The 25,911-nt window shown below is 67.6% G+C and carries 29 protein-coding genes; 10 read left to right on the top strand and 19 right to left on the bottom strand.

Annotated elements, in window-relative coordinates:
* Nucleotides 1-17: 17 nt before the first annotated feature.
* Nucleotides 18-647: a PadR family transcriptional regulator gene (locus ACIPYT_RS05820; protein ID WP_401071534.1), complete on the bottom strand. Its 630-nt coding sequence runs from the start codon at nt 645-647 to the stop codon at nt 18-20.
* Nucleotides 648-826: 179 nt separating this feature from the next.
* Between ACIPYT_RS05820 and ACIPYT_RS05815 the strand changes: the two genes are divergently transcribed.
* The 3 genes from ACIPYT_RS05815 to ACIPYT_RS05805 all read left to right on the top strand — a co-directional run bounded on the left by ACIPYT_RS05815 (nt 827) and on the right by ACIPYT_RS05805 (nt 4,200).
* The gene (locus ACIPYT_RS05815; protein ID WP_401071533.1) at nt 827-1,204 is read left to right on the top strand and encodes a YciI family protein; all 378 of its coding nucleotides are present in this window, start codon (nt 827-829) and stop codon (nt 1,202-1,204) included.
* Entirely contained in the window at nt 1,201-2,385 is a 1,185-nt protein-coding gene (locus ACIPYT_RS05810) for an RNA polymerase sigma factor (protein ID WP_401071532.1), read from the top strand. The genes ACIPYT_RS05815 and ACIPYT_RS05810 overlap by 4 nt, the downstream gene beginning before the upstream one ends.
* Nucleotides 2,386-2,631: 246 nt before the next feature.
* Nucleotides 2,632-4,200, top strand: coding sequence for a glycosyltransferase family 2 protein (locus tag ACIPYT_RS05805; RefSeq protein ID WP_401071531.1), 1,569 nt, complete (start codon nt 2,632-2,634; stop codon nt 4,198-4,200).
* Nucleotides 4,201-4,385: 185 nt separating this feature from the next.
* Here the strand turns inward: ACIPYT_RS05805 and map are convergent, their stop codons facing one another.
* Nucleotides 4,386-5,156 (bottom strand): type I methionyl aminopeptidase, encoded by a 771-nt coding sequence (gene map, locus ACIPYT_RS05800; protein WP_401071530.1) that lies wholly within the window; start codon nt 5,154-5,156, stop codon nt 4,386-4,388.
* Between the two features lie 61 nt (nt 5,157-5,217).
* On the opposite strand from map, the gene ACIPYT_RS05795 reads away from it, so the two are divergent.
* Nucleotides 5,218-5,490 carry a helix-turn-helix domain-containing protein gene (locus ACIPYT_RS05795; protein ID WP_401074748.1) on the top strand — a complete coding sequence of 91 codons (273 nt, stop codon included), beginning with the start codon at nt 5,218-5,220 and terminating at the stop codon, nt 5,488-5,490.
* Between the two features lies 1 nt (nt 5,491).
* Nucleotides 5,492-6,274, top strand: coding sequence for an SDR family NAD(P)-dependent oxidoreductase (locus ACIPYT_RS05790; RefSeq protein WP_401071529.1), 783 nt, complete (start codon nt 5,492-5,494; stop codon nt 6,272-6,274).
* A gap of 82 nt (nt 6,275-6,356) precedes the next feature.
* On the opposite strand, the gene ACIPYT_RS05785 is transcribed toward ACIPYT_RS05790, so the two are convergent.
* Nucleotides 6,357-7,715, bottom strand: a complete 1,359-nt coding sequence (locus tag ACIPYT_RS05785) for a DUF222 domain-containing protein (protein WP_401071528.1) — start codon at nt 7,713-7,715, stop codon at nt 6,357-6,359.
* A gap of 164 nt (nt 7,716-7,879) precedes the next feature.
* On the bottom strand, nt 7,880-8,185 hold the full coding sequence (locus ACIPYT_RS05780) for an ArsR/SmtB family transcription factor (RefSeq protein ID WP_401071527.1): 306 nt from the start codon (nt 8,183-8,185) through the stop codon (nt 7,880-7,882).
* Between the two features lie 102 nt (nt 8,186-8,287).
* Between ACIPYT_RS05780 and ACIPYT_RS05775 the strand changes: the two genes are divergently transcribed.
* Nucleotides 8,288-9,505: an MFS transporter gene (locus ACIPYT_RS05775; RefSeq protein ID WP_401071526.1), complete on the top strand. Its 1,218-nt coding sequence runs from the start codon at nt 8,288-8,290 to the stop codon at nt 9,503-9,505.
* A gap of 160 nt (nt 9,506-9,665) precedes the next feature.
* Here ACIPYT_RS05775 and panB read toward each other — a convergent pair whose 3' ends face one another.
* The 3 genes from panB to ACIPYT_RS05760 are packed head-to-tail and all read right to left on the bottom strand — an operon-like array spanning nt 9,666 to nt 12,183.
* Nucleotides 9,666-10,535: a 3-methyl-2-oxobutanoate hydroxymethyltransferase gene (gene panB / locus ACIPYT_RS05770; protein WP_401071525.1), complete on the bottom strand. Its 870-nt coding sequence runs from the start codon at nt 10,533-10,535 to the stop codon at nt 9,666-9,668.
* A complete protein-coding gene (gene panC, locus ACIPYT_RS05765) occupies nt 10,532-11,425 on the bottom strand; it encodes a pantoate--beta-alanine ligase (RefSeq protein WP_401071524.1) in 894 nt (297 codons plus the stop codon). Before panC ends, panB begins: the two co-directional genes overlap by 4 nt.
* Nucleotides 11,422-12,183 carry a DUF2520 domain-containing protein gene (locus ACIPYT_RS05760; RefSeq protein ID WP_401071523.1) on the bottom strand — a complete coding sequence of 254 codons (762 nt, stop codon included), beginning with the start codon at nt 12,181-12,183 and terminating at the stop codon, nt 11,422-11,424. Before ACIPYT_RS05760 ends, panC begins: the two co-directional genes overlap by 4 nt.
* Before the next feature lie 391 nt (nt 12,184-12,574).
* On the opposite strand from ACIPYT_RS05760, the gene ACIPYT_RS05755 reads away from it, so the two are divergent.
* Entirely contained in the window at nt 12,575-14,077 is a 1,503-nt protein-coding gene (locus ACIPYT_RS05755; protein ID WP_401071522.1) for a SulP family inorganic anion transporter, read from the top strand.
* Between the two features lie 110 nt (nt 14,078-14,187).
* Here the strand turns inward: ACIPYT_RS05755 and ACIPYT_RS05750 are convergent, their stop codons facing one another.
* The 6 genes from ACIPYT_RS05750 to ACIPYT_RS05725 all read right to left on the bottom strand — a co-directional run bounded on the left by ACIPYT_RS05750 (nt 14,188) and on the right by ACIPYT_RS05725 (nt 17,734).
* Nucleotides 14,188-14,604: a hypothetical protein gene (locus tag ACIPYT_RS05750; protein WP_401071520.1), complete on the bottom strand. Its 417-nt coding sequence runs from the start codon at nt 14,602-14,604 to the stop codon at nt 14,188-14,190.
* On the bottom strand, nt 14,601-15,281 hold the full coding sequence (locus ACIPYT_RS05745; RefSeq protein ID WP_401071518.1) for a DUF433 domain-containing protein: 681 nt from the start codon (nt 15,279-15,281) through the stop codon (nt 14,601-14,603). The genes ACIPYT_RS05750 and ACIPYT_RS05745 overlap by 4 nt, the downstream gene beginning before the upstream one ends.
* An 80-nt stretch (nt 15,282-15,361) precedes the next feature.
* Nucleotides 15,362-16,372: a hypothetical protein gene (locus ACIPYT_RS05740; RefSeq protein WP_401071516.1), complete on the bottom strand. Its 1,011-nt coding sequence runs from the start codon at nt 16,370-16,372 to the stop codon at nt 15,362-15,364.
* A gap of 111 nt (nt 16,373-16,483) precedes the next feature.
* Nucleotides 16,484-16,735, bottom strand: coding sequence for a hypothetical protein (locus ACIPYT_RS05735; RefSeq protein WP_401071514.1), 252 nt, complete (start codon nt 16,733-16,735; stop codon nt 16,484-16,486).
* Nucleotides 16,736-16,871: 136 nt separating this feature from the next.
* The gene (locus ACIPYT_RS05730; RefSeq protein WP_401071512.1) at nt 16,872-17,195 is read right to left on the bottom strand and encodes a hypothetical protein; all 324 of its coding nucleotides are present in this window, start codon (nt 17,193-17,195) and stop codon (nt 16,872-16,874) included.
* Between the two features lie 98 nt (nt 17,196-17,293).
* Nucleotides 17,294-17,734, bottom strand: a complete 441-nt coding sequence (locus tag ACIPYT_RS05725) for a hypothetical protein (protein WP_401071510.1) — start codon at nt 17,732-17,734, stop codon at nt 17,294-17,296.
* Between the two features lie 168 nt (nt 17,735-17,902).
* Between ACIPYT_RS05725 and ACIPYT_RS05720 the strand changes: the two genes are divergently transcribed.
* Nucleotides 17,903-18,373: a hemerythrin domain-containing protein gene (locus ACIPYT_RS05720; RefSeq protein ID WP_401071508.1), complete on the top strand. Its 471-nt coding sequence runs from the start codon at nt 17,903-17,905 to the stop codon at nt 18,371-18,373.
* Nucleotides 18,374-18,436: 63 nt separating this feature from the next.
* Here the strand turns inward: ACIPYT_RS05720 and ACIPYT_RS05715 are convergent, their stop codons facing one another.
* Nucleotides 18,437-18,772, bottom strand: a complete 336-nt coding sequence (locus ACIPYT_RS05715; RefSeq protein WP_401071506.1) for a hypothetical protein — start codon at nt 18,770-18,772, stop codon at nt 18,437-18,439.
* A 368-nt stretch (nt 18,773-19,140) separates the two neighbouring features.
* Complete coding sequence (locus ACIPYT_RS05710; protein ID WP_401071504.1) at nt 19,141-20,043, bottom strand: restriction endonuclease; 903 nt, start codon at nt 20,041-20,043, stop codon at nt 19,141-19,143.
* A 201-nt stretch (nt 20,044-20,244) separates the two neighbouring features.
* Between ACIPYT_RS05710 and ACIPYT_RS05705 the strand changes: the two genes are divergently transcribed.
* Complete coding sequence (locus ACIPYT_RS05705; protein ID WP_401071502.1) at nt 20,245-21,327, top strand: hypothetical protein; 1,083 nt, start codon at nt 20,245-20,247, stop codon at nt 21,325-21,327.
* Here ACIPYT_RS05705 and ACIPYT_RS05700 read toward each other — a convergent pair.
* Entirely contained in the window at nt 21,320-21,811 is a 492-nt protein-coding gene (locus tag ACIPYT_RS05700) for a (deoxy)nucleoside triphosphate pyrophosphohydrolase (RefSeq protein ID WP_401071500.1), read from the bottom strand. The genes ACIPYT_RS05705 and ACIPYT_RS05700 overlap by 8 nt on opposite strands.
* An 18-nt stretch (nt 21,812-21,829) precedes the next feature.
* Nucleotides 21,830-22,759 carry an NADP-dependent oxidoreductase gene (locus ACIPYT_RS05695; RefSeq protein ID WP_401071498.1) on the bottom strand — a complete coding sequence of 310 codons (930 nt, stop codon included), beginning with the start codon at nt 22,757-22,759 and terminating at the stop codon, nt 21,830-21,832.
* An 88-nt stretch (nt 22,760-22,847) separates the two neighbouring features.
* Here ACIPYT_RS05695 and ACIPYT_RS05690 point away from each other — a divergent pair, with 88 nt between their 5' ends.
* Complete coding sequence (locus tag ACIPYT_RS05690) at nt 22,848-23,345, top strand: MarR family winged helix-turn-helix transcriptional regulator (RefSeq protein WP_401071496.1); 498 nt, start codon at nt 22,848-22,850, stop codon at nt 23,343-23,345.
* A gap of 483 nt (nt 23,346-23,828) precedes the next feature.
* On the opposite strand, the gene ACIPYT_RS05685 is transcribed toward ACIPYT_RS05690, so the two are convergent.
* Both ACIPYT_RS05685 and ACIPYT_RS05680 read right to left on the bottom strand, forming a co-directional pair.
* A complete protein-coding gene (locus ACIPYT_RS05685; RefSeq protein WP_401071494.1) occupies nt 23,829-24,869 on the bottom strand; it encodes an SIR2 family protein in 1,041 nt (346 codons plus the stop codon).
* Complete coding sequence (locus tag ACIPYT_RS05680) at nt 24,866-25,900, bottom strand: DUF3387 domain-containing protein (RefSeq protein WP_401071492.1); 1,035 nt, start codon at nt 25,898-25,900, stop codon at nt 24,866-24,868. The genes ACIPYT_RS05685 and ACIPYT_RS05680 overlap by 4 nt, the downstream gene beginning before the upstream one ends.
* Between the last annotated feature and the right edge of the window lie 11 nt (nt 25,901-25,911).

The raw sequence follows: 25,911 nt of genomic DNA, 5'->3' as shown, positions 1-25,911 counted from the left end.
CCTCTGTTCGTCGGGGTTCAGTCCTGAGCGAGGATCGTGTACAGCCTACGGCGGGCCTCGTCGAGCACGTCGATGGCCTGCTGCACCTGCTCGGGGCTGCCCGTGCGGCCGACCTGCGCGGCGGCAGCGGCGAGGTCGACACCCGACTTGGGCAGAGCGGTGAATCGCGGGTCGTTGCGGTGACCGTCCTTGTCTTTGGCGGAGCTCGACTCCCACGGGGCGGGTGTCTCGGTCGACTCGGACGCAACGGCACGACCGGCCTCGGTGAGCGAGTAGGTCTTGCGGCCGTTCTGCTCCTCGGCCTCGATCAGGCCCTCGTCCGCGAGCAGCTGCAGGGTCGGGTAGACGGAGCCGGCGCTGGGCTTCCACGTCCCACCGCTGCGCTCGGCGATCTCGTTGATGATCTGGTAGCCGTGCATGGGCTGCTCGGCGAGCAACGAGAGCACCGCGGTGCGGACGTCGCCGCGGGCCATGCGCGAGCCGCCGCTCGGTCGCTGCTGGTCGAACGACTTGCGCAGTTGGTCGAGGGCGTCGAAGATCGCGCCCGCGGGTCCGTTGGGGCCGCCGAGGCCACTCGATCCGAAGAGTCCGCCGAGCGGGTTGTCGCCGTTCTGCCCGCTGGTGCCGAAGGGGAATGCGTTGTTCATGATGACCTCCCAGTGCTGAGGATGGAGCCGGTGAGCGATAGTCAACGATATATCGTTAACCCTGGGCGCGGGGTGAGAATCGGGAGAACCTCGGAGAAGTCTCGCGGATGCTGTCGATCGGCCCGCCACCCGCTCGTCATCCCTCTGTACGCTGACCGCTGACAGAGGAGATGAGAGCGATGCGCTACACACTGCTGTTGCACTACCCCGAGATGAGCGAGGCCGAGCTGGGCGAGGAGGCGCTGGCCGAGGGCCAGGCCGCGTTCGCCAGTTATGCCGCGACGCTGCAGGCCGCCGGAGTGCTCGTCGGCGGAGAGGTCCTGCAGCCGTCGACCGTGACGACGACGGTGCGCATGCGCGACGGCGCCCTGCAGGTGCAGGACGGACCGTTCGCCGACACGAAGGAGCAACTGGGCGGCACGTTCGTGATCGACGTGCCCGACCTGGATGCCGCGATCGGCTACGCCCGCCAGGCGCCGTCGGTGCAGTGGGGCGCGGTCGAGGTGCGCCCCGGCGCCGTGCACACGGTCGACGGCACCTGGACGCCGAACCGATGAGCGCCGAGGAGGCCCGCGTCGCCGCCGAGCGCGCGGCGCGGTCCTCCTACGGGCGCCTCGTCGCCCTGCTCGCCGCGCGGAGCGGCGACATCGGCCTCGCCGAGGATTCGCTGTCGGGCGCCTTCGAGGAGGCGCTTCGGCGCTGGCCCGAGGTCGGCGTTCCCGACAACCCGGAAGGATGGCTGCTGACCGTGGCCAGGAACCGTCTGCGCGACGTGTGGAAGTCGTCGGCCGTGCGAGCATCCGCACCGCTCGACGACGCCGTGCGCGCCGCGACCGATCCGCTCGCCGATCACGATCCTCTCGCGATCGGCGACAAGCGGCTCGAACTCCTGTTCGTGTGCGCGCATCCGGCGATCGATCCGGCGGCACGCACGCCGCTCATGCTCCAGGCCGTGCTCGGGTTCGAGGCGTCCGAGATCGCTCGCGCGTTCGCGGTGCCGCCTGCCGCCATGGCGCAGCGGCTCGTGCGGGCGAAGCGACGCGTCAAGGACGCACGCATCCCGTTCGCCGTGCCCGATCGTTCGGCGATGCCCGAGCGCCTGCCCGCCGTACTCGAGGCCGTGTACGGGTGCGCAGCACTGTCGTGGCGGGGCGACGGGTCGTCGCTCGCGGGTGAGGCGCAGTACCTCGCCGTCACCCTCGCCGGCCTTCTCGACACCGAGGCCGAGGCGTGGGGGCTCGCCGCGCTCACGACCCTGACGCTCGCACGCCGACGCCCCGGCGGCTTCGTGCCGCTCGATGAACAGGATCCTTCAGAGTGGGATGCCGAGCTGATCGCCGAGGGCGAGGCGTACCTGCGGCGAGCGCGACCCGACGGCGCACCGGGACGGTTTCAGCTCGAGGCGGCGATCCAGGCGGTGCACATCGACCGTCGGCGTACCGGGGCGACCGATTGGACGGCATTGCGGATGCTGTACGCCGCGCTGCTGGAGGTCGCACCGACCATGGGCGCCCGGGTCGCGTCGGCGGTCGTGACCGGGCGCATCGACGGACCGGATGCGGGGCTCTCCGCTCTGCCCGCTGATGCCCAGGCTGAGGCGTTCCAGCCGTACTGGGCCGCGAGGGCCGACCTGCTCGCCGCGGCCGGGCGCAACGCGGCGGACGCGTATCTGCGCGCCGCCGAGCTCACGGAGGACGCCGAGGTCTCGGCGTTCCTCCGGGGTCGGGCCCGGTCGTAGCGCCCGGCACCCGCCCCGGCATCCGCCCCGGCACCCGCCGTCCCGACATCCCCGCCCATATGCAGGACTTCGACACGGATGCAGGACGATTCCGGCGTTTCCGTCCGACAACCGTGCCTCGATCCTGCACACGTGCCCGAGTCCTGCAGATGTCCCTTCGCATCGCGGCGAAGAACCGCCTGCACGTCAGCCCACTCATGGCAACCCCCGTGCGGGCACATAGCCGCCGGTGTTTGACTGCCTGCGATGTCGACTCCTGCCTCCCCCACGCACTCGCCCGCTCACATCCGCGTGAGCGTGGTCGTCCCGGTGTTCAACCCCGGCGACTCGTTCGACGACCTGATCGCGTCGCTCGACCGGCAGACGCTCGATCACGCGCGGTTCGAGCTGCTGCTGTGCGACGACGGCTCCGACGACGCGACGCGCGCGCGGTTGGCGGAGGTCGAGCGCACCCGCTCGTACGCACGCGTGCTCTACCTGCCCCACTCCGGGTGGCCGGGCACGCCGCGCAATGAGGGAGTCGCCGCGGCGCGAGGCGACTACGTGCAGTTCGTCGACCAGGACGACTGGCTGTTCGACGAAGCGCTGGAGCGCATGTGCGACTTCGCGGACCAGCACGGCGCGGATGTGCTCGTCGGCAAGGAGGTCGGCATCGGCCGGGCGCTCCCCACCCGCATCTACCGCCGGGATGTGCCGGATGCCCGGCTCGGGCGCGACCCCCTGCTCGAGATGCTGACGCCGCACAAGATGTTCCGCACGGCGTTCCTGCGCGAGAAGAGGGTGCGGTTCCCCGACGGCAAGGTGCGCCTGGAGGATCACCTGTTCGTGATGCGCGCGTACTTCGAGGCTTCGCGCATCTCGATCCTCGCGAGCACGCCCTGCTACGCGTGGGTCAAGCAGCCCGGCAGCGCGAGCTCGGCGCGCATCGATCCCGAGTCGTACTATCCGCACCTCGAAGCCGTGCTCGACCTCGTCGACGAGTACACGCAGCCGGGTCCGCTGCGCGACCGCCTGCTGCGGCACTGGTTCCGCGGGAAGATCCTGAAGCGTCTCGCGGGGAAGCGGTTCGTGAAGTATCCGGCTTCGTACCGGGAACGCCTGCTCGACGTCGTGGCGCCGCTCGCGCGCCGTCGGTTCGGGCCGGGCGTCGACGGCGGTCTCGCGTTTCCGCATCGCATCCGCGCCGCGCTGCTGCGCGCGGATCGACGTGCCGATCTGCTTGCGTTCGCGCGGTTCGAGCACGAGCTCGAGTGCCGGGTCGCGGTGACATCGGCCTCCTGGTCTCGCGGGGGTGGGCTTCATCTGGGCGTGCGCGTCGACATCAGCCGTGACGGGCAGGATGCGCTCGTGATCGACGGGGAGAGCGGACGGCTGACGTCGCTTCCCGTGCCGATGGACGGCCTGCCGACCGGTCTCCTCGAAACGGGTCGCGAGTTGCGCAACGACCGCGTGGAGCTGGTCACGGGAGACGCCGGCGACCAGCGCGTCCTCGCGAGCGCCCGACTGCGCGACGGCCGCACCGCCACGCTCGCGCTCGACCCCCTGCGGGTGTTCGGCCGCGGCGACGACTCGCGCGGCGTGCGCATCGTCGCGAAGGTGCGCCGCGCCGGATGGACGTTCGATGTACCCCTCACCTCGGATACCGCGACGCTCGCGGGCGCCGGGCACTCGCCGTTCCTCGCGGGTCGCACGTGCGCGCCGGTCGCGACGCGCGGCGGGGCCGTGGAGCTGCGCAGGGTGTTCCCCCGCGGTCGACTCAAGGACCTCGCCGGGCGTGCGGCGCGGAGAGTGCGCCGCCGCACACGACGCGGCTGACCGGGGCGGCTGACCCGGGGGTGGCCGACCGGGGCGTACACCTGCAGAACTGAAGCACGGATGCAGGACCGACGCACGGTTGCAGGACTGTTCCGGCCGTACGATCCTGCATCCGTGCCCGACTCCTGCAGATGCGCCCGCGGTCGACATCCCTCCCACCTCACCTCACCTCACCTCACCTCACCTCACCGCGGGAGTGTGAGCACCTCGGCGCCGTCGTCGAGGATCGCGATCGTGTGCTCGGTGTGCGCTGTGCGGCATCCGGTCGCACTGCGGAGCGTCCAGCCGTCGGCATCGGTCACCAGCCGATCGGTGTCGTGCATCACCCAGGGCTCGAGCGCCAGGAGCAACCCGGGGCGCAGCACGTAGCCGCGACCCGGACGTCCGTCGTTCGCGACGTGCGGATCCTGGTGCATGGTCGAGCCGATGCCGTGGCCGCCGAACTCGCCGTTGATCGCGTAGCCGGCATCGTGCAGCACTGTGCCGATCGCGTGCGAGAGATCACCGATCCGGGCACCGGGACGGGCCGCGGCGATGCCGGCCGCGAGGGCGCGTTCGGTCGCGTCGATCATCGCGACATCGTCGGATGCCGCGGACTCGCCGACCGTGAAGCTGATCGCAGCGTCCGCCGCGACGCCTCGCAGGGTCACGGCCAGGTCGAGCGTGAGGAGGTCGCCGTCGGCGAGGCGGTAGTCGTGGGGCATCCCGTGCAGCACGGCGTCGTTCACCGCGGTGCAGACGTAGTGCCCGAACGGTCCGCGGCCGAACGACGGGGCGTAATCGACGTAGCAGGACTCGGCCCCGGCACCTGCGATCAGCTCCTTCGCCCAGCGGTCGAGGTCGAGCAGGTTGACGCCGACCGCCGCGCGCTTCTCGAGCGTCTGAAGGATGCCGCCGACCAGCGCGCCGGTGTCGCGCGCCCGGTCGATCTGGGCAGGGGTGAGGATCTCGATCATGCTCGCTCCGTTCGGTATAACTATCCCGGTAAGACTATCCCGGTATTACTATGGGCGCATGATGGTGCGTCTACCGCTGAGCCCTGCCGAGATCGAGCGCGGGGAACGCCTCGGCGCGTTGCTGCGTCGCGCACGCGGGGATCGGTCGATGCTGAGCGTCGCGCTCGATGCCGGGGTCTCGCCCGAGACGCTGCGCAAGATCGAGTCGGGTCGCGTCGCGACCCCCGCGTTCTCGACCATCGCCGCGATCGCCGGGGTGCTGCACCTGTCACTCGACGCGGTGTGGTCGGAGATCGAGCCGGAGCGCCTGACGCACGGCCGGGTCGCCTCCTGACATGGCCGCCGAATCGCGCCCTGATCCGGGCACCGCTCTCGTCACCGGAGCATCCCGCGGAATCGGTCGTGCGGTCGCGCAGGCGTTCGCACGTCGCGGTGATCGGGTGGCGGTGCACTACGGGCGCGACCGGGGTGCCGCAGAGCGGACGCTCGCATCGCTGGACGGCTCGGGGCACGTCGTCGTCGGTGGCGACCTCGGCGACCCGGCGGGCGCGCAGACCGTGGTGGATGCGGCGATCGAGGGCCTCGGATCGATCAGCGTCCTGGTGAACAACGCGGCCGTCGCGCCGAGCGCCGGGAACGCCCACAGGGTCGATGACGTGTCGTTCGCCGCGTGGCAACGCGCGTGGTCGGACATGGTCGCGGTGAATCTGCTCGGGGCATCGAACGTGACCATGCTGGTGGCGCAGCACATGATCGCTCGGGGCAGCGGTGGTGCGATCGTCAACGTCGGATCGAGGGGTGCGTTCCGAGGCGAGCCCGATCACCCCGCGTATGCAGCCACGAAGGCGGCGCTTCACGCGTTCGGTCAGTCGATGGCACTCGTGCTCGCGCCGCACGGCATCTCCGTCACGTCGGTGGCTCCGGGCATGATCGCGACCGAACGGCAGGCGTCGAAGCTCGACGGCGTGGCGGGCGACGGCATCCGCGGCCAGAGCCCGTTCGCACGCGTCGGCACGCCCGAGGAGGTCGCCGACGCCGTCGCCTACCTCACCAGTCCCGGCGCCGTATGGGCCTCCGGCACCGTGCTCGACCTGAACGGCGCGTCCTACTTCCGCTGAGCGGGGTCGCCGACGAACGTCGATTCGCGGTCGTGCAACAGACTCGGCACTCGAGCATCGATGAGCCAGTGGCTCAGCGCACTCACGCGACACGCGCGAGCACCCTTCCCGCATCGAATCGCGCGCGCCCTCCGAGCCTGGGTGTCCGGTCGGGATCGACCCACCGCGGCGGCACGAACCACACCCGCCCGTCGACGCCGGGGCCATCGATGCAGATCTCCCATTCGTTGTCGTGGACCCGGTGATGACATGTCTCGCACAGCAGCACCCCGTTGCCCAGATCGGTCGGTCCTCGATCTCGACTCCACCAGCGGATGTGATGGGCTTTGGTCATCTGCGGCGGGAGCGCACACATCGCGCATCCCCCATCACGTTCGACGAGCGCCAACCGTTGGGCCTTGGTGAAGAGGCGCTTTTCTCGACCCCAATCGAGGATCTCGCTGTCACCGCCGAGCACGCAGGGGATGACTCCTCCACCGGCCGCCATCCGCCGCGCCGCCCCGACGCCGACGGGGTGATCCAGTCCGTCGATCTCCGCCGTTCCACCGCCGGATTCGAGGTCGGAGAGAGCGACGCGCACCACGACGGTCGCTCCGCCGAGCGGCAGTCGCTCTTCGCATCCGAGGACGTGCGCGCAGAACAGGGAGAGCGCATCCGCCTGCAGCATCGGAACCGTGCGACGGTCGGCATCGGGTGCATCCGGGACAGCGGCATCCTTGCGCGCCGCGAACGCCGCAGAGACGTAACCGCGGATCGCCGTGACCACCGGAGCCGCCGATTCTGCATCGAGCCGAGCATCGAGATGCACCATCCCGTCTCGTTCGAAGATCGTCAGCGAGCGCTGGGCGCGCTGTTCGCCGGCCCGTGGCTCGACGCCGTCGGGCACGAGCCACGCCTCGGCTCGCGTCACCAGCCGCCGAACATCGTCGAGACTGAGTCCGCGGGCGCCCTCGACGAGCACCTGCTCAGCCTCCGACGTGCGGTCGCGCCCGACGGCGATGCGGCAACGCTCGAGCAGCGCCACGATGAGCGCCGCACTCGGCACGCTCACCTCCCCGGCCCCGAGCGCCGCGCGCACGAGAGGGTATTTCGCCGGCAGCGGGGCGCCGAGCAGGTCGGCCCGCGGCGCCGTCGCCTCGCCGACCTTGATCAGTCGTGAGGCATCGCCCGTCGACATGCCCGTACTCGCGGCGATGAGCTTCGCCGATGACCTGTACCCCTGCTGCTTCGCGAGACTGTCGGCACCGAGCTCGCTGCGCGACTCCTCAGCGATCCGCGCAGCGACGTCGACGTGCACGGCATCGAGCCGTCTCTTGAGCGCATCCACGGCGCCGTTGACCGCCAGAAGCTGCGCGCGCGAGAGCGAACGGATGTCGTCGCATTCCGCCCACACCTCGTCGAGGCGGGTCATCGCCTCGTGCAGCGCGGTCAGAGTTGCCATGCCTCTATTTTAGGTTGCGAGAGGCGTGAGTTTCGAAGATATGTACGAATAGTACCGGCACTTCAAGATATCGGCTCAGGGCGACGAGCGCAGCCCAGAGACCACGAGACCACGAGACCACGAGACCGCGACCCGACGAACGCAAGCCGGACCGCTCCCACCCCTCAGCCCCGCAGCACCGAGTCCAGCAGCCCCGGAAAACGCTGATCCAGGTCGTCGCGGCGCAGCGTCAGCATCCGCCGTCTGCCGTTCGGCTCGTTGCGGATCACGCCGGCCTCGCGCAGCACCTTCATGAAGTGCGACTTCGTGGACTTCGGGAGGTTCGGATCGGTGGCGTGACACGCGGCCATGTCGAGCGGGCCGTCGGCCAGCTGCCGCGCGATCGCGAGACGCTCGGGGTCGCTGAGCGCGAAGAGCACATCGGTCAGCTGGATCTCGGAGCGATCCGGGTGAGGCAGGTCGCCAGGCATAGTTCGAGAATAGTTGAACAATCGCCGCAAGGCGAGTAACGTCACGACGGTTCGATGATTCTCGAACAGCGGATGCCGCAGCGCAACCTCCCGAGGAGCCCCATGACCACCACCCAGCCGATCGTCACATCGACCGCCGACATCACAGCCCCGCGCCGCGCGCGCCTGGGGTTCGCCCTCGCCGTCGGCACCCAGATCGCGATGATGATGGGGGCGAGCGCACCCTCGCCGTTCTATCCGGTGCTCGCCGCCGAGATCGGCTTCGACGCGATCGTGATCAGCGCCGTGTTCGCCGTCTACGCGATCGCCCTGCTGCTGGCCCTGCTGACCGCGGGGTCGCTCTCCGACCACGTCGGTCGCCGCCCGGTCGTGATCGGCGGACTCCTCCTCCTCGCCGGCAGCATGGTGCTGTTCTGGCATGCCGACACGATCGCGACGCTCGTGCTCGCGCGGATCCTCCAGGGCGCGGCGAGCGGCGTCCTGATCGCCGCGCTCTCGGCCGCCGCCCTCGACCTCGCTCCCGGCGGCCGCTCCCGCACGGCCGCCCTGTGGAACGCGCTGAGCCCCGGCATCGGACTCGCCCTCGGAGCCCTCGTCGCCGGCATCGCGCTCGACGCGACCGGCGAACCTCTGCTCGACGTGTTCGCCCCGCTCACGGTCGCCTATCTCGTGCTCGCCGCGCTGTTCCTCCTCGCCCCCGAGACCGCGCCGCTCCGCCCGGGAGCGTGGGCGTCGCTGAGCTTTCGGCTGTCGATCCCTGCCAGCATCCGCGCGGACTTCTGGCGCGGCGCCCCCGCCGTCATCGCAGGATGGGCGACGGGCGGACTCTTCCTCTCGCTCGGCGCGAACATCGTGCGCACCGAGCTCGGCGGCGAGGCGCACACCTGGCAGGGCCTGTCGGTCGCGATGCTGGCCGGCGTCGGCGCGATCGCAGCGTTCGCCCTCCGCCGTCGCTCGCCACGCACGTCCGTGATCTTCGGCACCGCGGCCCTCGCGATCGGCACCGCGCTGTCGCTCGTCGCCCTGGGCGTCGCATCCCTCCCGTTCTACCTCGCGGCCACCGCGATCACCGGAATGGGCTTCGGCACCGCGTTCTCCGGTGTCGTCGGATCGCTCGCTCCACGCATCCCCGCCACCGCGCGCGCCGACACCTTCGCCGTGATCTACGTGCTCGCCTACCTCGCCTTCGCCGTTCCCGCCGTCGTCGCCGGAACCCTCGTCGGTGTGTTCGGCCTCGGCACGGTCTGCGTCGGCTACGGCGTCGTCGTGATCGCTCTCGCCCTCGTCGCTCTCACGCTCCGGGTCCGCCGGGCGGAGTAGTCCGGGCCGCGGCTCTGCCCCGCATCCACCCCGACCTCACGCTCCACAGGAGATCTCGCGCTCTGCAGGAGCACCCACTCGGAAGCATCCTTCATTTCGAGAGATCTCCTGCGATACGACGGCCGGGAAGGGATGCCGGAACCGGCCATCCCGCCCAGACCTATCGCCCCGCGAGCAGCTCCCGCAACCGCGCGGCCTCGGCGTCGGGCATCCCGTAGCCGTGCTCGGGGCCCGGGTACTCCCCCGAGCGCACCTCGCGCGCGTACGCCGCGACGCCGTCGACCGACACGCCCCGCACATCGGCATATCTCTTCACGAAGGCCGCAGCGGGCCCGTCGTAGATGCCGAGCAGGTCGTGGAACACGAGCACCTGCCCGTCGGCGTCCGCGCCGGCGCCGATGCCGACGACCGGAACCCGCAGCAACGGCACGAGAGCCGCGGTCACCGCCGACGGCACGGCCTCGACGACGATCAGCGAGACCCCGGCATCCTGCAGCGCGAGCGCGTCGTCGATCACGGCGAGCGCCGCCTCGGCCGTGCGTCCCTGCGCGCGGAATCCGCCGAGCGCCGTGGCCGTCTGCGGAGTCAGCCCCACATGCCCGACCACCGGGATGCCGGCATTCACCAGCGCGCGGGCACGGTCGACGGTCGTGCCGCCGCGCTCGATCTTCACGAGGTCGACACCGGCCTCCTTCACGAACCGCTGTGCGGTCTCGAGCGCGAGGGCGTCGGAGGCTTCGTACGACCCGAACGGCAGATCGCCGACCAGCAGCGGCCGCGTGAGACCCCGTCGCACGGCCTTCGTGAGCATGAGCATCTCGTCGGTCGTGACGGGCACCGTGCTGTCGTAGCCGAGCACGGTCATCGCGGCGGAGTCCCCCACGAGCACCATGTCGACGCCCGCCGACTCGACGATCTGCGCGCTCGGGTGGTCGTAGGCCGTGACCATGACGATCGGCTCACCGGCATCCTTCTTGCGTGCGAGGTCGGCGATGGTCAGGCGTCGGGTCGGAGCGGCGTGTGCGCTCATGCGGAGGCCTCCTCTGCGGAATCGGAGATGGAATCGGAGATGGATGCCGGGGCGTCGCCCGCCCGCAGCAGGTGGTTGTCGATCAGGCGGGCGGCGCCGACGCGTGCGGCGACGAGCAGCAGCGCGTCACGGTCGACGGTCTCGACGGGCGCCAGAGTCTCGGCATCCCGGAGTTCCAGGTACTCCGGGTCGATCGCGGCCTCGGCGAGCACCGCCAGGGCCGCGGGCACGATGGGCTCGCCCGAGCGCTGAGCGGCGGCTCCCGCATCGAGGGCGCGGTTCAGCGCGGATGCCTGCGCGCGCGCATCCGTGTCGAGGTAGACGTTGCGCGAGCTCATCGCCAGCCCGTCGGCCTCGCGCACGATCGGGCAGGCGACGATCCGCACGTCGAGGTCGAGGTCGCGCACGACGCGGCGCACGACGAGCACCTGCTGCGCATCCTTCTGCCCGAAGTACGCGGCGTCGGGGCGCACGATGCCGAACAGCTTGGTCACGACCGTGGCGACGCCGTCGAAGTGGTGCGGGCCACGGATCGCACCGTCGAGCACCTCGCTCACGCCCGCGACATGGATGCTCGTCGCGAACCCTTCCGGGTAGACCTCGGCGGGTGCCGGAGCGAAGAGGATGTCGACGCCCTCGGCCTCGGCGAGCGCAGCATCGCGGGCCTCGTCGCGCGGGTAGGTGCTGAGATCCTCGTTCGGCGCGAACTGCGTCGGGTTCACGAAAAGCGACACGACGACGAGGTCGTGCGCGGCGCGCGCCTCGCGCATGAGAGACAGATGCCCCTCGTGGAACGCACCCATCGTGGGGACGAGCCCGACCGTCCGCCCCGCGGCGCGGGCCTCGTGCACGGCGGCGCGCACCTCGGCGATCGTGCGGATGATCCTCATACGTCGTTCCCCTCGGATACTGTCGATTCGGCCCCGCCGGTCGTGATCGCTGTCGTCGCGGGCGTGCGGGACGCCAGCGCCCGCGTCGCGTTCACGAGATCGTCGAAGAGGTCGTTCAGATGAGGCGCGTGCTCGTCGACGGCTGCGCGCTGGCGTGCGAGCGTGCGCGCGTCGCCCCGCGCGATCGGCCCGGTGAGCACGGGCGCCGCGCCGGACGCGGCCCAGTTCTCGACGGTGCGCTGCACGAGCGGCACGAGGTGCGCGCGCTCGACCCCGACGTCGTTCGCGAGCTCCTCCGCGGCGTCGAGCACCGCGAGCACGAAGTTCGACGCGAAGGATGCCGCGGCGTGATACCCCGCTCGGTGCGCGTCGTCGACGCGGAACGCGTTCATGCCGAGCGATGTCGCGAGTCGTTCGGCGAGCGCCAGGTCGGCCTCCGTGCGTCCGTCGATCGCGGCACCGATGCCGTGGAACACCTCGGGCGGCTCGGTGCCGGTGAACGTCTGCAACGGGTGGATGCTGAGGTCGACACCGTCGAGTCCGGTGGCACCGGAGACGTGGGCGATGCGCGTGGCGTGCGGTCGGGCGGATGCCGCGGCGTCGCCGATCGCGGCATCCGGCACGCAGAGGATCGCGAGGTCGACGTCGGGGATCCGCTCTTCGCGGCGCAGCGGACCGGATACGTCGTAGCCGGCGGCGCGGAGCGCGCGGGTGAGGACACTGCCGAGACGACCGGCGCCGAGGACGGCGATGGTCATATCCGGGGCAGCGGCAGAGGGAGGCATGGCTGCGTCGAGTATCCGCCCACGGGGATGCCGTCACCAAACTGCGGAGCATATCGGCATCCATTCCTGCTCATACAGCGCACATAAAGCTGTACAAGGTAGTACCCACCTGCGCATTCTGCCCCCGAGGGCATTCACGCTCCGCCCTCGCGGCCTCCGACCACGACCGCTTCCCGCGGTGATTCACGCTTCCCTCGGCCGAATCCCCGGATTTCATCCGAGGCAAGCGCGTTCTCCCGAGCGAAGCGCGCAGCACGACGGCCCCGCATGAGCCCCGGGATGCCGCACGGCGGCCGACCCCCGGCATCCGCTCTACGCTGGACTGTCGGCCCCATTCGCGTGGCCCTTCTCTGGAGCATCCCCCATGTCTGCACTCACGGTCAACGACCGCGCCCGTTACCGGGCGAAGCCCTCTGTTCTCGATGCACTGAAGAGTCCGCGGATGCTGACGCGCGAGGTGCTGGCGGGGCTGGTCGTGGGGCTCGCGCTGATCCCGGAGGCGATCGCGTTCTCGGTGATCGCCGGGGTCGACCCGAAGGTGGGGCTGTTCTCGTCGTTCATCATGGCGGTGTCGATCGCGTTCCTCGGCGGCAGGCCCGCGATGGTCACGGCGGCGACCGGAGCCGTGGCGCTCGTGATCGCGCCCGTCGCGCCGACGTACGGGATGGACTACTTCATCGCGACCGTGATCCTGGCGGGCATCTTCCAGGTGATCCTCGGGGTGCTCGGGGTCGCGAAGCTCATGCGGTTCATCCCGCGCAGCGTCATGGTCGGGTTCGTGAACGCGCTGGCGATCTTCGTGTTCACCTCGCAGTTCCCGCAGCTCATCGACGTGCCGTGGCTGGTGTATCCGCTGGTCGCACTCGGCATCCTGGTGATGATCGTCATGCCGCGGATCACGAAGATCGTGCCGGCGCCTCTCGTGTCGGTGATCATCGTGACCGCAGTCGTGCTGACGATGGGCATCGCGGTGCCCACGGTCGGAGATCAGGGCGAGCTGCCGCGGAGTCTGCCGTCGCTGTTCCTGCCCGACATCCCGTGGACGTGGGAGACGTTCGGCATCATCGCGCCGTTCGCGCTCGGGGTCGCACTCGTCGGTCTCATGGAGTCGCTGCTCACCGCGAAGCTCGTCGACGAGATCACCGACACCCACTCGAACAAGACGCGCGAGTCGTGGGGCCAGGGCGTCGCGAACATGCTGTCGGGCTTCTTCGGCGGCATGGGCGGATGCGCGGTCATCGGCCAGACCATGATCGGCGTGAAGGCCTCGGGCGCGCGGACCCGCATCTCGACGTTCTTCGCCGGGGTGTTCCTGTTCGTGCTGGTCGTCGTGTTCGGAGACTTCGTTGGCACCATCCCCATGGCCGCGCTCGTCGCCGTGATGATCATGGTCGCGATCGGCGCGTTCGACTGGCACTCCGTGAAGCCGTCGACCCTCAAGCGGATGCCGAAGAGCGAGACGTTCGTCATGGTCGCGACCGTGGTGCTGGTGCTGCTGACGCACAACCTCGCGATCGGAGTGGTCGGTGGGGTGCTGGTCGCGTCGGTGCTGTTCGTGCGGCGGGTGGCGCACTTCGTGTCGGTGTCGCGGACCGTGTCCGGTTCTGGTGACTCCGTCACGTATGTCGTGGACGGGGAGCTGTTCTTCGCGTCGAGCAACGACCTGACGACGTTGTTCTCGTACTCGGAGGATCCCGCTCGGGTGGTGGTGGATCTGTCGCGATCGCATGTGTGGGATGCGTCGACCGTCGCCGCGCTCGACGCGATCGAGACGAAGTACGACGCGCTTGGGAAGACCGTGGAGATCGTCGGGATGAACGAGAGCAGTCAGCGGATGCGGGGCCGGTTGACGGGCGGGTTCGAGTAGAAGCATCCTCGGTCGTTGAGCGAGCGAAGCGAGACGAAACGCGCTCGCTCAGCGCGGGTCTGCGAGAGACGAAACGCGCTGGCCGCGACCAGGATCAACCGGGTTGATTCCTACTCGCTCAGATGGATCGGCCGCAGACCGGTCGTATTGAGTGCCAGAGCCCACGGCCCGGGCCCGCGCTTGATGATCTCGCGCACGAGCCTCTCCTCGTGCCGGAGAAAAAGCGCGGCCTGCTCATCGGCACGCAGGTCTCTCTTCGCTCCGATCCACACCGAGCGGATGCCGTGTGTCCGATACGCCTCGAGTTCCGCTGGGCGGGTTCGGATCCTCCGATCGCGCGTCACGACGATCAACCCGCGGGCGCCGATGACCGGCATCCAATCGAGATCGGGTGTGCCGAGCGGGACGTCAGGGAGGTCCGGATGCCCCGGCGCCAGGATGTCGGAGCGTCCGGCGCGCTGCAGTATCTTGGCCATCCCGAGGGCGTTCTCGTCCGCGAAGTACTGCGGCGAGAACGGGGACATCATGCCGCGCGGTCGCTGCCCGCGATCAGCTCGAAGCGGAGTGCTTCATCCACCTGGTCCGACGACAGGTCGTAGAGATCGGCGAGCTCTTCCCGCGAGCTCCCGGCTTTGTAGTCGCTCGCCAGGATCTCTGTGCGCACGTTGCGTATCGCGGGCTGTCCGAAGGTTCGGGCGGGGTCCATCACCACGAACGGTGTGCGCGCATCGGGACGAATGCTCCCAGCAGCGCCATCGACATAGGTGACCGCGTCGCTGAAGCGCGCCGTGGCGGCGGTGAGCATGCTCTGACCGTTGCGCACGACGACGAGTTGGAGGGACTTCTCGAGACCGACCTGTTCCTGCACGACCTGGACGAGTTCGCGTCCCTCGACATCGAGGAATGGACGCGCGAGCGCAAGCGGATACCGTCCGAAACGTTCGCGAAGCTGCTCGATCGCCGGGCGGAGCTTCTGTACCGTGACCTCTCGGTCTCGGAACTCCGCCAAGAGACGAGCCTCGACCATCTCGCCCCAGGTGACGGAATCGTCGCCCGTGGCCGACTCGCGCAGGATCGGCTCGTAGAACTTGCCCGCTCGCGTGTACCCGTCGAGCCATCGTCGCGCGGTGCCGCCGTGCAGACCGACGAGGCGATCGACGTCCGCAAAGGAGTAGATCGCTCGATCGAGCAGGGAGATGGCCATGGCGTCCATCATGACAGCAGCCGCGTGGTCACCGGGGATTGGGCGGAGATCCGTGGAGAACCGCCGCGCGGGAAACGGCGTCAGGGCTGGACGAAGAACTCGTCGGCGAAGTAGCCGGGGCTCACGCGTACGACGATGGTCTGCCCGTCGGGGATGAGGAAAGCCTGCGATCCGGTGACCGTGGCGCCGGTGAAAAGTTCCTCAAAGCCGAACTCGTCATCGAGAGCGACGAAGGTGTCGTAGCTGTTCACGACGTTGCCCGCAGATGTCACGACATCGACTCCCACTTCCGACGACGACGCCGAATCCGCCCCCAGATACGTGATCGTGTACGTCACGATCTCGTAGTGCGAGCCGGCAGGCGGGGCTTCGTTGAACTGGTTGGCCGCGGCCACGATCGGGTTGCCGTCTGGGTTGACGGCATTGACGACGACCGACCAGTTCCCGTTGCTGACCTCTGAACCGAGCGGATACGGGTTCTCACGCGTTCCCTGAGGAGCGGCCGCGGGCTCCCCCTCTTCGGGCGCTTCGGCTGCGGTGGTGCTTTCCGGGCGAGTGACGGTCGTCTCCCCACCACTAAACGCTTCGTCGACGGATCTGGCGATCACGCCGATGAAGACCATGACTCCGACGATCGTGCCGACGATCGAGAGCACGAGCGCGATGATGCCCAGCCACTTCTTGTCGCCTTTGAGGAAGAGCGACACGATGCTGAGGACGAACGCGATCGGAAGAAGAATCCAGCCGATGATCAGCGCTCCGGGAACGCAGGCGAAGATGAAGCCGATCACCGCAACGATGAGAGACACCAACGCGAGAACGTTGAGCTTCTTCTCGCCGACCAATGCCCCCTGAAGCACCGCGGCGGCGTATGCAGGAGCGGCTGAGGCTTGGGAAGCGAAAGCGGGAGCCTCGTCGGCGAACTGTCCCCAGGCCTGACCGTCCCACCAGCGCTGCCGCCCAGAACCGTCGTCGTACCAGCCAGCAGGAGTGTAGTTCGGCGTTGACATGCGCTCATCCTGACAGAACGCTGTGAACGCTGGCGCTCGCGTTGCCAGTTTGTTATGGACGATCGATATATCGGTATGCATCGATCCGGGCGAGAGGCCACCTTCGCGCAGGCCGGAGAGGTGACTGCCGATCGCGACGGTGCATCCAAAGTTGTCGTGATCTCTGTAGTCCGGTCGAGATCGGCGATCCCGTCAGAATCGCACAGCTACCAGAGTCAGGAGCAATGCAGCGCAGAGAAGAACGCCGGCGATCGTGAGGGCGACGAAGAGCTTGCGCTCCGTCCCGCGCATCACGATGGCACAGATTCCGTTCACGGCGGTGAGCGCGGCCCCCACGGGGAGAGCGAGGAGCACCGCAGCGAGAGACACCACGCCCCAGACGACGATCGCCAGGTGTACGAGTCCTGCATGCGAGCGACGTCGTACGCGTGTCGATCCGGCCATGGCCACGAACCTAATCGATCTATCGCGAGGAGGCCCGCGTTTCTCCACAGCCCACCGAGACTCGTCGCGCCACATGCAATTCGGCTGTAGACGCGAAGTGCGCAGCATGACGCCGAGCTCGCGCCGGACGGGAATTTCAGCCGATAGCCGCCTGAATCTGCCCTGCGAGCTTCTCGATGGCCTTCTTGTTCTTCACGCCGTCCATGAGTGCCGGCGGACGGTTGTGGTGCACGTTCAGCGACAGGTACACATCAGAACCGGATGCCGCGGGCACGACGTTCGCGCGGCCGAGGAGCTCCCAGCTGAACATCGTCTTCTTGGTCTGAAAGTCGATCTGAGTGCCGTCGGGGCTCTGCCCGAGGACGGTGCTCTTGTTGTCGGCGAGCACGCGCTGCACGGCGGCTGCCGTGGTGGCGGCGTCGGCGTTCGAATGGAATGTGGTGGTCGCTTCTGCGGACATCGTGATTCCCCCTCAGGTCTCGGTGTGCATCCACGCTACCGAAGGCGCAGTCGAATGCCGATGGGTCGATCTACCCAGGTAGATCAGCCCATCCCGGATCACGCGCTCGGCAGTTCCACGCCCTTCTCGGCGGCGAGCGCGCGGAGGTTCTCCGCGGCATCCGTCTCGACGCAGACCGTCGCGCGCAGCTCTCCGTCTTCGTCGCGCAGGAGGTAGTGACTGGTCGTGTCGGTCAGCGGTGCGCCGTCGGCATCCCGGAAGACGAAGCGCACATGCGCGAACGCGAGCCGTTCGGTCACGCGGGTGAGGTCGAGCAACTCGTGGTCGACGGACGCCAGCCCCAGCTGCTTGTACAGCGGATACGAGGCCCGCACGCCGGCGGCCATCTCCTCTCGGGATGCCGCGACGATCGAGGCGTTGTCGTCGACGACGAGTCCGGGCGTGGACCAGAGCGCGGCCGCGGCATCCGCATCGAACGCGGTCAGCGAGCCGGCGTAGCGCGCGAAGAAGTCATCGAGTCGTTCGGCGGTGATGTCCATGGGTCGAGGGTAAGAGGCGCGGGGCTACGGGCGAAGGGGGGTGCGGACGGGAACGGCGCGACCTGCTACCGTGGCCGCAGCGTCGCGTGTCGGTGGCAGTCTGTGCCAGGCATGGAGGCGTGGGACCCGAGGAGCGCGACATGACCCCGTCGAACTCTTCGCCCTCCGGTGTCTGAGGGCGAGAAGGCCAGGCTGATCGCCTGGGCCGATGAACTGCGAGCCGTGCATGCGCGGCTGCGCGAGGCGCTGGCGGTGACGCAGGATGCTGTCGCGTCCGGTTCATCCGCGGAGGTCGCGTCGCGCGACCTGCTGCTGTTCTGTCACGGATTCTGCACCGCGCTCACCGGGCATCACGAGGGCGAGGATCGGATGCTGTTCCCCGCGCTCGTCGAGGCACATCCGGAGCTGGGTGACACGATCCGCAAGCTCATGCAGGACCATTCGATGATCTCCCACCTGATCGGCGGGCTGCAGTCGGTGATCTCGACTGGTTCGACTGCGCGTGAGTTGGAGGCTCATCTCGAGGGGATCGGCGCCATCATGGAGAGCCACTTCCGGTATGAGGAGCGGGAGCTGCTTGCGGTGCTGGATGGGTTCGTGCTCGATACGGAGGTGGGGCGGGTGCTCGGGCCGTTGTGAGCGGTTGGCGTGAACTCCCTCTGGTCGTTGAGCGAGCGAAGCGAGACGAAACGGGATCCCGTCTCACGACGCGTCTACCAGCGCCTCGAGCCACTGACTGCACAGGCCGCTCTCGCCAGAGGTGCGCTCGTTCACGTTGTCCCACTGGGGGATCCTCAGCTCGAACTCCGAGAGGTACTCGGGGTACGCGACCTTCGCATCGCCCACTGCCCGAAGCAGTGCTTCGGCTTCGTCTCGGCGGCCTTCATCCGCGCGGTCCCACGCCGCATCCACATTCGCGCAGGCCCAGTACTGGAACGCGGGCTTCGCTCCCGTGACCGACTCCTGCATCCGGCCCACCGACGGCACCTGCTCCGGAAAGGCGTAGCCCGGGGGAAGCGCGTACGGAAAGGTCGCCACGGCCTCGTCGTAGCGGGGCTGAGATTCGGCCTGCGTCGCCGACGGCCCCCGGGACGGCGAGGGCGTCGGGGATGCGGACGGTGTCGGTAGGTGGGTCGGCGCGGGAGTAGTCACCTCGGTGCACCCGCTCGCGAGCGTGACCGTCGCCGCTAGCGAGATGAGGCTGAGCGGGAGTCTTGCGGATGCACGCATAGAGCGATACTGGCAGCGTCCGTCGCACGGCTCCACGTCACATTCGCTCGCCCGGGCCGTTGACCGAACGAGGCACCCCCCGTCGTTGAGCGAGACGAAACGCCGGATATCGATAGCAGCATCTACCCAGGTAGATCACTCGAGTACAGGGTCATGGCATCTAAGCCGCGGCGCGCCTATCTGATCCCGTTGTGCACCAGCGTCTTCGCAAGACCGTTCATCGCTTCCAGGCCGCCGCGCTCCGCGTCATAAACGAACAGCGCTATCCCGGCCGTGTCGGCGAACTCTCGCGCGGCGCGCGCGTACCCCGTACTCGTGAAGAACAACGCGTGTCGACGTCGAGGATCGTTGGCTGCGACTCCAGCGAGTTCCCGCACTGCCGCTACGCCGACCGAAGACGCGTAATGCTTCACTTGCGCGAAAGAGCGCGTTCCGGTGACGTCGATGCCGCCGTCGCCCGTGTAGCTCGTCAACTCAGCGTCCGCCTCCCCCAGGTGTCGCATCCACTGGGCGACAACCTCTTCAGCACCTCGAGCGTCTACGCCCTGTGGCCGAGGCGACGGCGGAAGGAAACCCCGGGCGCGAGTAGTTTCAACGGACATCCCGGTTCGCTGTCGACGCCCTGCGAGGACGGCGGTTGCTCCCTGGAATGCGGCGTCGTAGAGCGCGCGCACCGCCGAGCTGTACGCCTCCTTTGCGCGCTTGCTAGCCGCCGCGACACCAAACGACAGTGCAAGCGTGATCATGAGAAGCGCCGCTGTGACGAGGATCACAATTTCACGGGGTACCTGATCGATGAATCCGCGCATCGTGATCAACGCGGGCATCGAGTCGACTGTCGTCCTCGGGAGCATCAGGATCACCGTGGCGATCAGGGCGAACACGGTGACGATGGAGGCGAAGATGAGGCCCCCTTGGTACGACTCAAGCGCCCTGTCTTCGTCTGAGCGGTGCAGCTTGATCTGCGGACCGATGACTCGGCGAATCTGACGCCGCAACACCTCGTCCGGTATCCAGACATCGGGCGCGTCTCGACCGATCTCGCGTCCGATCTTGTTGGCTGTGTTGACCGACCTCACGCGCTCATCCTGGCAGATCGATTACAAGGTTGTTCGCTGCGCACGCGACCCCAAGGCTCACAAGTGGTCGTGCCTCACGCGTTTTCTGCACCCGACGCGCGCGCCAGGTTTGCGGGCGCGTCACCCCGTGTCGAAAGCAACGCGCTCTTGGCAGCGAGCTCCACGTTAGTCACGGACCGGCATATCGATATGCTGCGACTCGTGAGCACCATCACCCCCGCCCAGCTATCGCTCGAACTCAGCGTCGGCCAGAAGCGCATTCGCGCAGTACTACGCGAGCTTTATGGCACCCTGTCCGAGGGAGTCACGCGGTGGGATCTGAGCGAAAGTCAGGCGGATGCTGTTCGATCGCGACTCGGCAGAGCTCAGGGTGCACTCGACCCGAAGAGCTGGACTCTCGAGATCGGCGACACGGTACTCCGACGCGAGATTCACGCCGCCTACGGTGGTCAACAGCAAGGGGGCATCATCACCCCTAGAGCGATCCCAGACATCCTCGTGATTACAAGCCCGGAGAGCGGAGCGCGACACGGGTACGACGCGTTTGAGGGCCTTCAAGAGGACGGTTACTTCCTGTACACAGGTGAGGGGCAGTACGGTCATCAAGAGTTCGTTCGCGGTAACGCCGCGCTCCGTGACTCAGCCGCGAACGGCCGACCGATCCGCCTCTTCACCAAGCAAGGCACGTCTGTCACCTATGTGGGGGAGTTCACGACGGGCGAGCCTCCGTTCAGCATTCAGAGGATTCCCGACTCCGACGGAACTCTCCGCGAAGGGATCATCTTCAAGCTCGTCCCCGTCGTTGCTGACGTCGTCGCACTTGATCCGATGCCTATTCAACCTGCCGCAGCGGTTCGAACTGGCTCGTGGACAGCTCCGGAATCGTCGTCATACGTAGTGGGTGCGCCCGCACTGCCCGCTGAGAGAGTCGCCTCACGCATTGAGTTCGCTCTGCAGGCCGATTTTGGGCTGTGGATCGAGGAGCGAGGAGAGACACCGAAGGACCTCGCCTTGTCTTCGGCAGGCGCGACCATCAAGCCCGATCTGTATGTCGAAGAAACCGGGTGGATCGTCGAGGCGAAGAAGTCACCCGCGCGCGAATACGTGCGGGCCGCGATCGGTCAGGTGCTCGATTACGCGCTGCTCGCTCGTGAGTCTGGACGGAAGGCCGTGCCCGTCATCCTGCTCCCGAGTAGGCCGGTCGCTCACATCGAGGCTTTGCTTTCCGAGCTCAACATTCTGCTGGTCGTGCGTGACGACGACGGGTTTGCCATCGTCAACTGATATCAACACCGGCCAGTTGCGCCACAGCGGGGAGATCGGGAGCAGCCCAATCGAGGCTCGGCAGCTCCGCCCGGGCAACCCATCGAAGCTCATCATGATCGACACTTCGCGTGGGCGCCTCGCCGACGAGACGGGCGCAGAGACAGATGAGGCGAATCACGTTCTCGCCGACGGTGGTGTCGTCCGTGCGGAGCGGTCCCGTGACCTCGATCGCGACGCCGAGTTCCTCTTGTATCTCCCGCACTAGAGCTTCAGAGTTCGTCTCTCCAGGTTCCAGCTTCCCGCCGGGAAACTCCCATTTCCCGCCGGCGGCTTTCTCGGGCCGCCGTCGGCACACAAGAATCTCGCTGTCGCGCTCGATAACTGCCGCGACAACTTCGATGATCCGCCGATGACTCACGAGTGCCTCCGGAAGCACGCTAACAGCGACGATTGCGACGCGCAGCTCTGGGTGACCGTTCGGTATCTGGGACAGCGCGAGCAACTGGATGCCGCGAGACCCTCACGGAATCACAATCACCTTCCCCGCGATCCGCCCCTCCGCTGCGTCGGCGTGCACGGCCGGCAGCTCCTCAAGCGGAACCCGCCGCGTGACCTCAACGGTCAGCACCCCGGCATCCACCAGTCCGACGAGCTCGCGCAGCTTGTCGGCGTCGCTCTGAACGAACACGACGACCGATCGCACGCCGCGGTCGGCGTCGTCGGGGGCGGGCATCCACGCGGTCGTGCTGACGACGACTCCCCCGTCGCCCACGAGGCCGACCAGGGCGGTGAACTCGTCTGGTTCGATGGGGGCGAGGTTGAGCAGCAGGTCGACCTGGTCGGTCACGGCATCCTGCACCGCCGTCTGCGTATGGTCGATGATCTCGTCCGCGCCGGCGGCGCGCACGGCATCCTCACTCCATGGGCTCGCGGTCGCGATGACGTAGGCACCCGCGCGCTTGGCGAGGGCGATCGCGTACTTGCCGACGACTCCACCGGCGCCGACGATGAGCACGCGCTGGCCGGCTTCGAGTCCGCCGTCGTCGAACAGCGCCTGGCGCGCGGTGAGGGCGACCGACGGGAGTGCAGCGGCATCCTCCAGCGGAACGCTCGCAGGGGCCGCGACGACCGAGTCGGCGGGAGCGACGACGTATTCGGCGGCGCCTCCGTCGTCGGTCATCGGCAGGAACCCGATCACCGGGTCGCCGACCGCGAAGTCCTCGACGCCGTCGCCGATGGCGTCGATCGTTCCGGACACGTCGTATCCGGGGACGTGTGGGAGCTTCACCGAGATCGGTAGGGATCCGGCGCGCATGCCGGTGTCGGCGGCGTTGAAAGCGGATGCCGCGACGCGCAACCGCACCTGACCCGCCGCCGGAGTGGGCTCGCCGATCTGCTCGATGCGGAGCACCTCGGGACCGCCGACCTCGTGGAACCGTACTGCCTTCATGACTTCTTCCCTTTCGTAGGTACTTCGAATTCGAAGCATATGGCGACCGTAACACTGCTTCGAATTCGAAGCAACCTATACTGGGATCATGAGTCGACCCGCGCAGCTGTCCCCGCTCGAGCTCTCGGCGTACTTCGCGTTCACCGAGGTCAGCAGCCTGCTGCGACACGAGGTCGAGAAGCAGTTGCGCGACGTCGGCAAGCTCAGCTACGTGCAGTTCCAGCTGCTCGCGCGGCTCGGGGATGCTTCTGGTGGGTCACTGCGGATGACGGATCTCGCCGACGGGGTCGTGTACAGCCGGAGCGGGCTGACGTATCAGGCGCAGACGCTCGAGGAGCGCGGGCTGGTCACGCGGGCGCCGTCACCGGAGGATGAGCGGAGCACTCTTGTGACACTGACCGATGCGGGGCGGGCGGTGCTGGCGGAGGTGTTCCCCGGGCATATCGCGGTCGTGCGGGGGTTGCTGTTCGAGTCTCTGGATGACAGGGATGTCGAGGTGCTGGAGCGGGTTATGACCCGAGTGAGTAGGCATCTGCGGGCGAATCCTCCGCGCAGTGCTGGGGGGCGGAAGCAGAGTGCTGACTAGGTCACCATCGCCCGGCTGCGAAGGAGGCGTGAGGGCTGGGCGCTGCGCGTCGCGAACATGCCATCAGGCCTCTCGTGGAGGCGGCCCTCGGATGACCACGGTCGGGGTCGTGGCATCGGGCGCGCACCCCCGCATCTCGACGTTCTGCGACGGCCAGGTCCTCTTCAGTTGATCCTTGCAGTTCTGCAGCTGCGGTGGGACCGCTCGACATCGGCGGCCGACGGAGCATGCCCACCTCGAGGTGCACGCCAGCGTCGCTCACACACCGTCATCGCCGCCCGCTCCCGCGTCGCTCCGCCGAGATTCGCGGCGACGACACCACCCTCCCCGCCTACTGAGCGCACGCTGAGCACTAATACTCTGATCCAGCCCGCTATAACGATCCGGATCTGGTAGCGCTCCGACAATTACCACAGGTTACGCACCCCGATCGAGGTTCCACCCACCTATCGATAGATCGACCAACCTAGCTCGGTTGCACAGCTAGCCAAGCTCCACCTCGCAGCGGAGAGCCCAGAGCATGTCAGATAGTAAAATGTGGTCGCCGGCTTCGTTCGGGTACCAAATGGGGAAGATTCCGCGTTCGGTCAGGAACTTCTCGCGAGCCGCGAGTTCGGAATCCGGGGTCTGAAGGAAAGCGAAGTGCTGCGGCAACACATCCCCACCATCGTTCTCCTGAAGCTCCTTCGCTCGCGCCAATGTCAGGTCCGCCGTAAGACTGCAACCGATGAAAACGAGGCATGAGGACCGTAGGAGGTGAGTCATGTCGCGAGTGACCGGTCCGCCGGCACCATATGCGGATGCATACTCTTCTGCGAGCAGAACGCGGTGCAGTGGGCGGCGGAAGTGCCCATGTAGCTTCAGCAGCGGGCGCGTGAGGTACGGTGCTTCCCGTGCCCATCCCGACCAGTTTCCAGATCCCTCGATCACCGAGAATCGTTCGTCGACCAGTTCAAACGCCCGTTCGAGCACTGAATCAAAATTCGTGGTAACGACACCCTGCCGAAATGTTGAAACAACGAGAAGCGCCAGCTCACTTGGCGGGTGTTGAGCGTCGAAAACTTGGAGCGCTTCGTCGAACGCATTTTTGCCGAGTCGATCACGGATCTCCGACGCGAGCAAATCGAACTGACCGGCACGGATACGGGCCCTCGCAGCCTCGATTTCGTCTGGGTCTCGACAAAGCGAACACAGGAAATCTGCCCAGCCCAGGTAGCCGCTCGCGCTCGAGACCCCTGCGCCGACGAAGGGAATAGCTCCCCCCTTTGGGATGAGTGTTGCAAGAGTGCGCAGCCTACGCACCGAGGCCTCATCGCACTCGCTGACAATGCTCGCCCAAACGTCAGCCAGGAGTTCCTGGCGAGCCTCCTCATAGGCGAGCGGGTCGAGCTGGAGCACGTCAGAAACGCGGAGGGCGAGACCTGCGACCTCGATATCGGGCGCGCCCAGCGCGAATCGATACTCAAAGTAGGCATCCCGCGCTTCGGTCGGAATGGGCGTCAGCGGTTCGACGGGCGGTTTCATGAGGGATTCGAATCCGCGCCGCCACGCGTGGTGGCTAGCGCCTCGGCTTGGCGAATCACGGTGGTGATTGCGATATCAGCCCTGTCAGGCGGATAGCCGTGCCGCCGTAGCAATCGCTTGATCGTCGCTCGCAGCTTCGCCCGTACCTGCTCTTTCACGGTCCAGTCAGTCTTGGCGTCGCGGCGAACAATTTGAACCAGGTCATGCGCGATCGACCTTAGCTTCTCATCGCCGATCGCCAGCACCGCGGCGTCATTGCTTCGGATGGCGTCATAGAACGCAAGCTCGTCCTCGGACAGCCCTAGAGATGCGGCTCTATTCGCTTCGGCGGTCATGCGCTGCGCGAGATCCGCCAGCGCATGAATAACTTGTGCGGAGTCGAGAGCACGGTTCTGATAGCGGAGAATTGACTCGCCGAGCAATTCCGAAAACTGGCGACCGGCCACTAGGTTTCGCTTCGAGATGTTCGAGATCTGATCGGAGAGCAGTCGTCTGAGTGCCTCGAGTTGAAGATTCTTGCGGTCGGAGCTCTGAAATCTCGCAATGAAGTCGTCGTCAATCAGTGATAGGTCGGGCCGCGAGAGGCCGGCCTCTTCGAAGATGTCAACTACACCCGCGCCGGCCATCGCATCGGAAACGATCTGACGAATTGCGGTCTCGGCTTCGGCGTTGGGGTCGGAGCGACGGTCACCTCCCTCAAGCTTCGCGAGCTGTGCTCGAACCGCTTCAAAGAAGGCTGCATCCGTCTTCAATGCCTCAGCCTCGAACGTACCTGCACAAAGCGCATAGAGCCGAACGAAACGACTCGCGTGGGTCAGAAACCTGCCCTTCTCGCTGGCGACGCCGGGCGGCGCGCCCACCATCGAGGCGGACAGCAGATGATCCAATGCTCCCGCGAGCGCGTTGATGAAAGCGCGAGATCCGCCAGCGCTGAGCAGCGACCTCCAGTGGTAGCCGTGCAGCAGCGCATCGACGACGGAGTGCTCGGCGCGCATCGCAGGGATCGCGTGGACGCGCACGTCTTCACCCATCGCCGAGTTAT

The sequence above is a fragment of the Microbacterium sp. NPDC089695 genome, assembly GCF_044749085.1.
Classification (GTDB): Bacteria; Actinomycetota; Actinomycetes; order Actinomycetales; family Microbacteriaceae; genus Microbacterium.
This window is presented reverse-complemented; position numbering and strand designations above follow the sequence as displayed.

Coding starts and splice junctions, on each gene's coding strand:
- ACIPYT_RS05820 (WP_401071534.1), bottom strand. CDS start 647: ATGAACAACGCATTCCCCTTCGGCACCAGCGGGCAGAACGGCGACAAC.
- ACIPYT_RS05815 (WP_401071533.1), top strand. CDS start 827: ATGCGCTACACACTGCTGTTGCACTACCCCGAGATGAGCGAGGCCGAG.
- ACIPYT_RS05810 (WP_401071532.1), top strand. CDS start 1,201: ATGAGCGCCGAGGAGGCCCGCGTCGCCGCCGAGCGCGCGGCGCGGTCC.
- ACIPYT_RS05805 (WP_401071531.1), top strand. CDS start 2,632: ATGTCGACTCCTGCCTCCCCCACGCACTCGCCCGCTCACATCCGCGTG.
- map (WP_401071530.1), bottom strand. CDS start 5,156: ATGATCGAGATCCTCACCCCTGCCCAGATCGACCGGGCGCGCGACACC.
- ACIPYT_RS05795 (WP_401074748.1), top strand. CDS start 5,218: ATGGTGCGTCTACCGCTGAGCCCTGCCGAGATCGAGCGCGGGGAACGC.
- ACIPYT_RS05790 (WP_401071529.1), top strand. CDS start 5,492: ATGGCCGCCGAATCGCGCCCTGATCCGGGCACCGCTCTCGTCACCGGA.
- ACIPYT_RS05785 (WP_401071528.1), bottom strand. CDS start 7,715: ATGGCAACTCTGACCGCGCTGCACGAGGCGATGACCCGCCTCGACGAG.
- ACIPYT_RS05780 (WP_401071527.1), bottom strand. CDS start 8,185: ATGCCTGGCGACCTGCCTCACCCGGATCGCTCCGAGATCCAGCTGACC.
- ACIPYT_RS05775 (WP_401071526.1), top strand. CDS start 8,288: ATGACCACCACCCAGCCGATCGTCACATCGACCGCCGACATCACAGCC.
- panB (WP_401071525.1), bottom strand. CDS start 10,535: ATGAGCGCACACGCCGCTCCGACCCGACGCCTGACCATCGCCGACCTC.
- panC (WP_401071524.1), bottom strand. CDS start 11,425: ATGAGGATCATCCGCACGATCGCCGAGGTGCGCGCCGCCGTGCACGAG.
- ACIPYT_RS05760 (WP_401071523.1), bottom strand. CDS start 12,183: ATGACCATCGCCGTCCTCGGCGCCGGTCGTCTCGGCAGTGTCCTCACC.
- ACIPYT_RS05755 (WP_401071522.1), top strand. CDS start 12,575: ATGTCTGCACTCACGGTCAACGACCGCGCCCGTTACCGGGCGAAGCCC.
- ACIPYT_RS05750 (WP_401071520.1), bottom strand. CDS start 14,604: ATGATGTCCCCGTTCTCGCCGCAGTACTTCGCGGACGAGAACGCCCTC.
- ACIPYT_RS05745 (WP_401071518.1), bottom strand. CDS start 15,281: ATGGCCATCTCCCTGCTCGATCGAGCGATCTACTCCTTTGCGGACGTC.
- ACIPYT_RS05740 (WP_401071516.1), bottom strand. CDS start 16,372: ATGCATACCGATATATCGATCGTCCATAACAAACTGGCAACGCGAGCG.
- ACIPYT_RS05735 (WP_401071514.1), bottom strand. CDS start 16,735: ATGGCCGGATCGACACGCGTACGACGTCGCTCGCATGCAGGACTCGTA.
- ACIPYT_RS05730 (WP_401071512.1), bottom strand. CDS start 17,195: ATGTCCGCAGAAGCGACCACCACATTCCATTCGAACGCCGACGCCGCC.
- ACIPYT_RS05725 (WP_401071510.1), bottom strand. CDS start 17,734: ATGGACATCACCGCCGAACGACTCGATGACTTCTTCGCGCGCTACGCC.
- ACIPYT_RS05695 (WP_401071498.1), bottom strand. CDS start 22,759: ATGAAGGCAGTACGGTTCCACGAGGTCGGCGGTCCCGAGGTGCTCCGC.
- ACIPYT_RS05690 (WP_401071496.1), top strand. CDS start 22,848: ATGAGTCGACCCGCGCAGCTGTCCCCGCTCGAGCTCTCGGCGTACTTC.
- ACIPYT_RS05685 (WP_401071494.1), bottom strand. CDS start 24,869: ATGAAACCGCCCGTCGAACCGCTGACGCCCATTCCGACCGAAGCGCGG.
- ACIPYT_RS05680 (WP_401071492.1), bottom strand. CDS start 25,900: ATGGGTGAAGACGTGCGCGTCCACGCGATCCCTGCGATGCGCGCCGAG.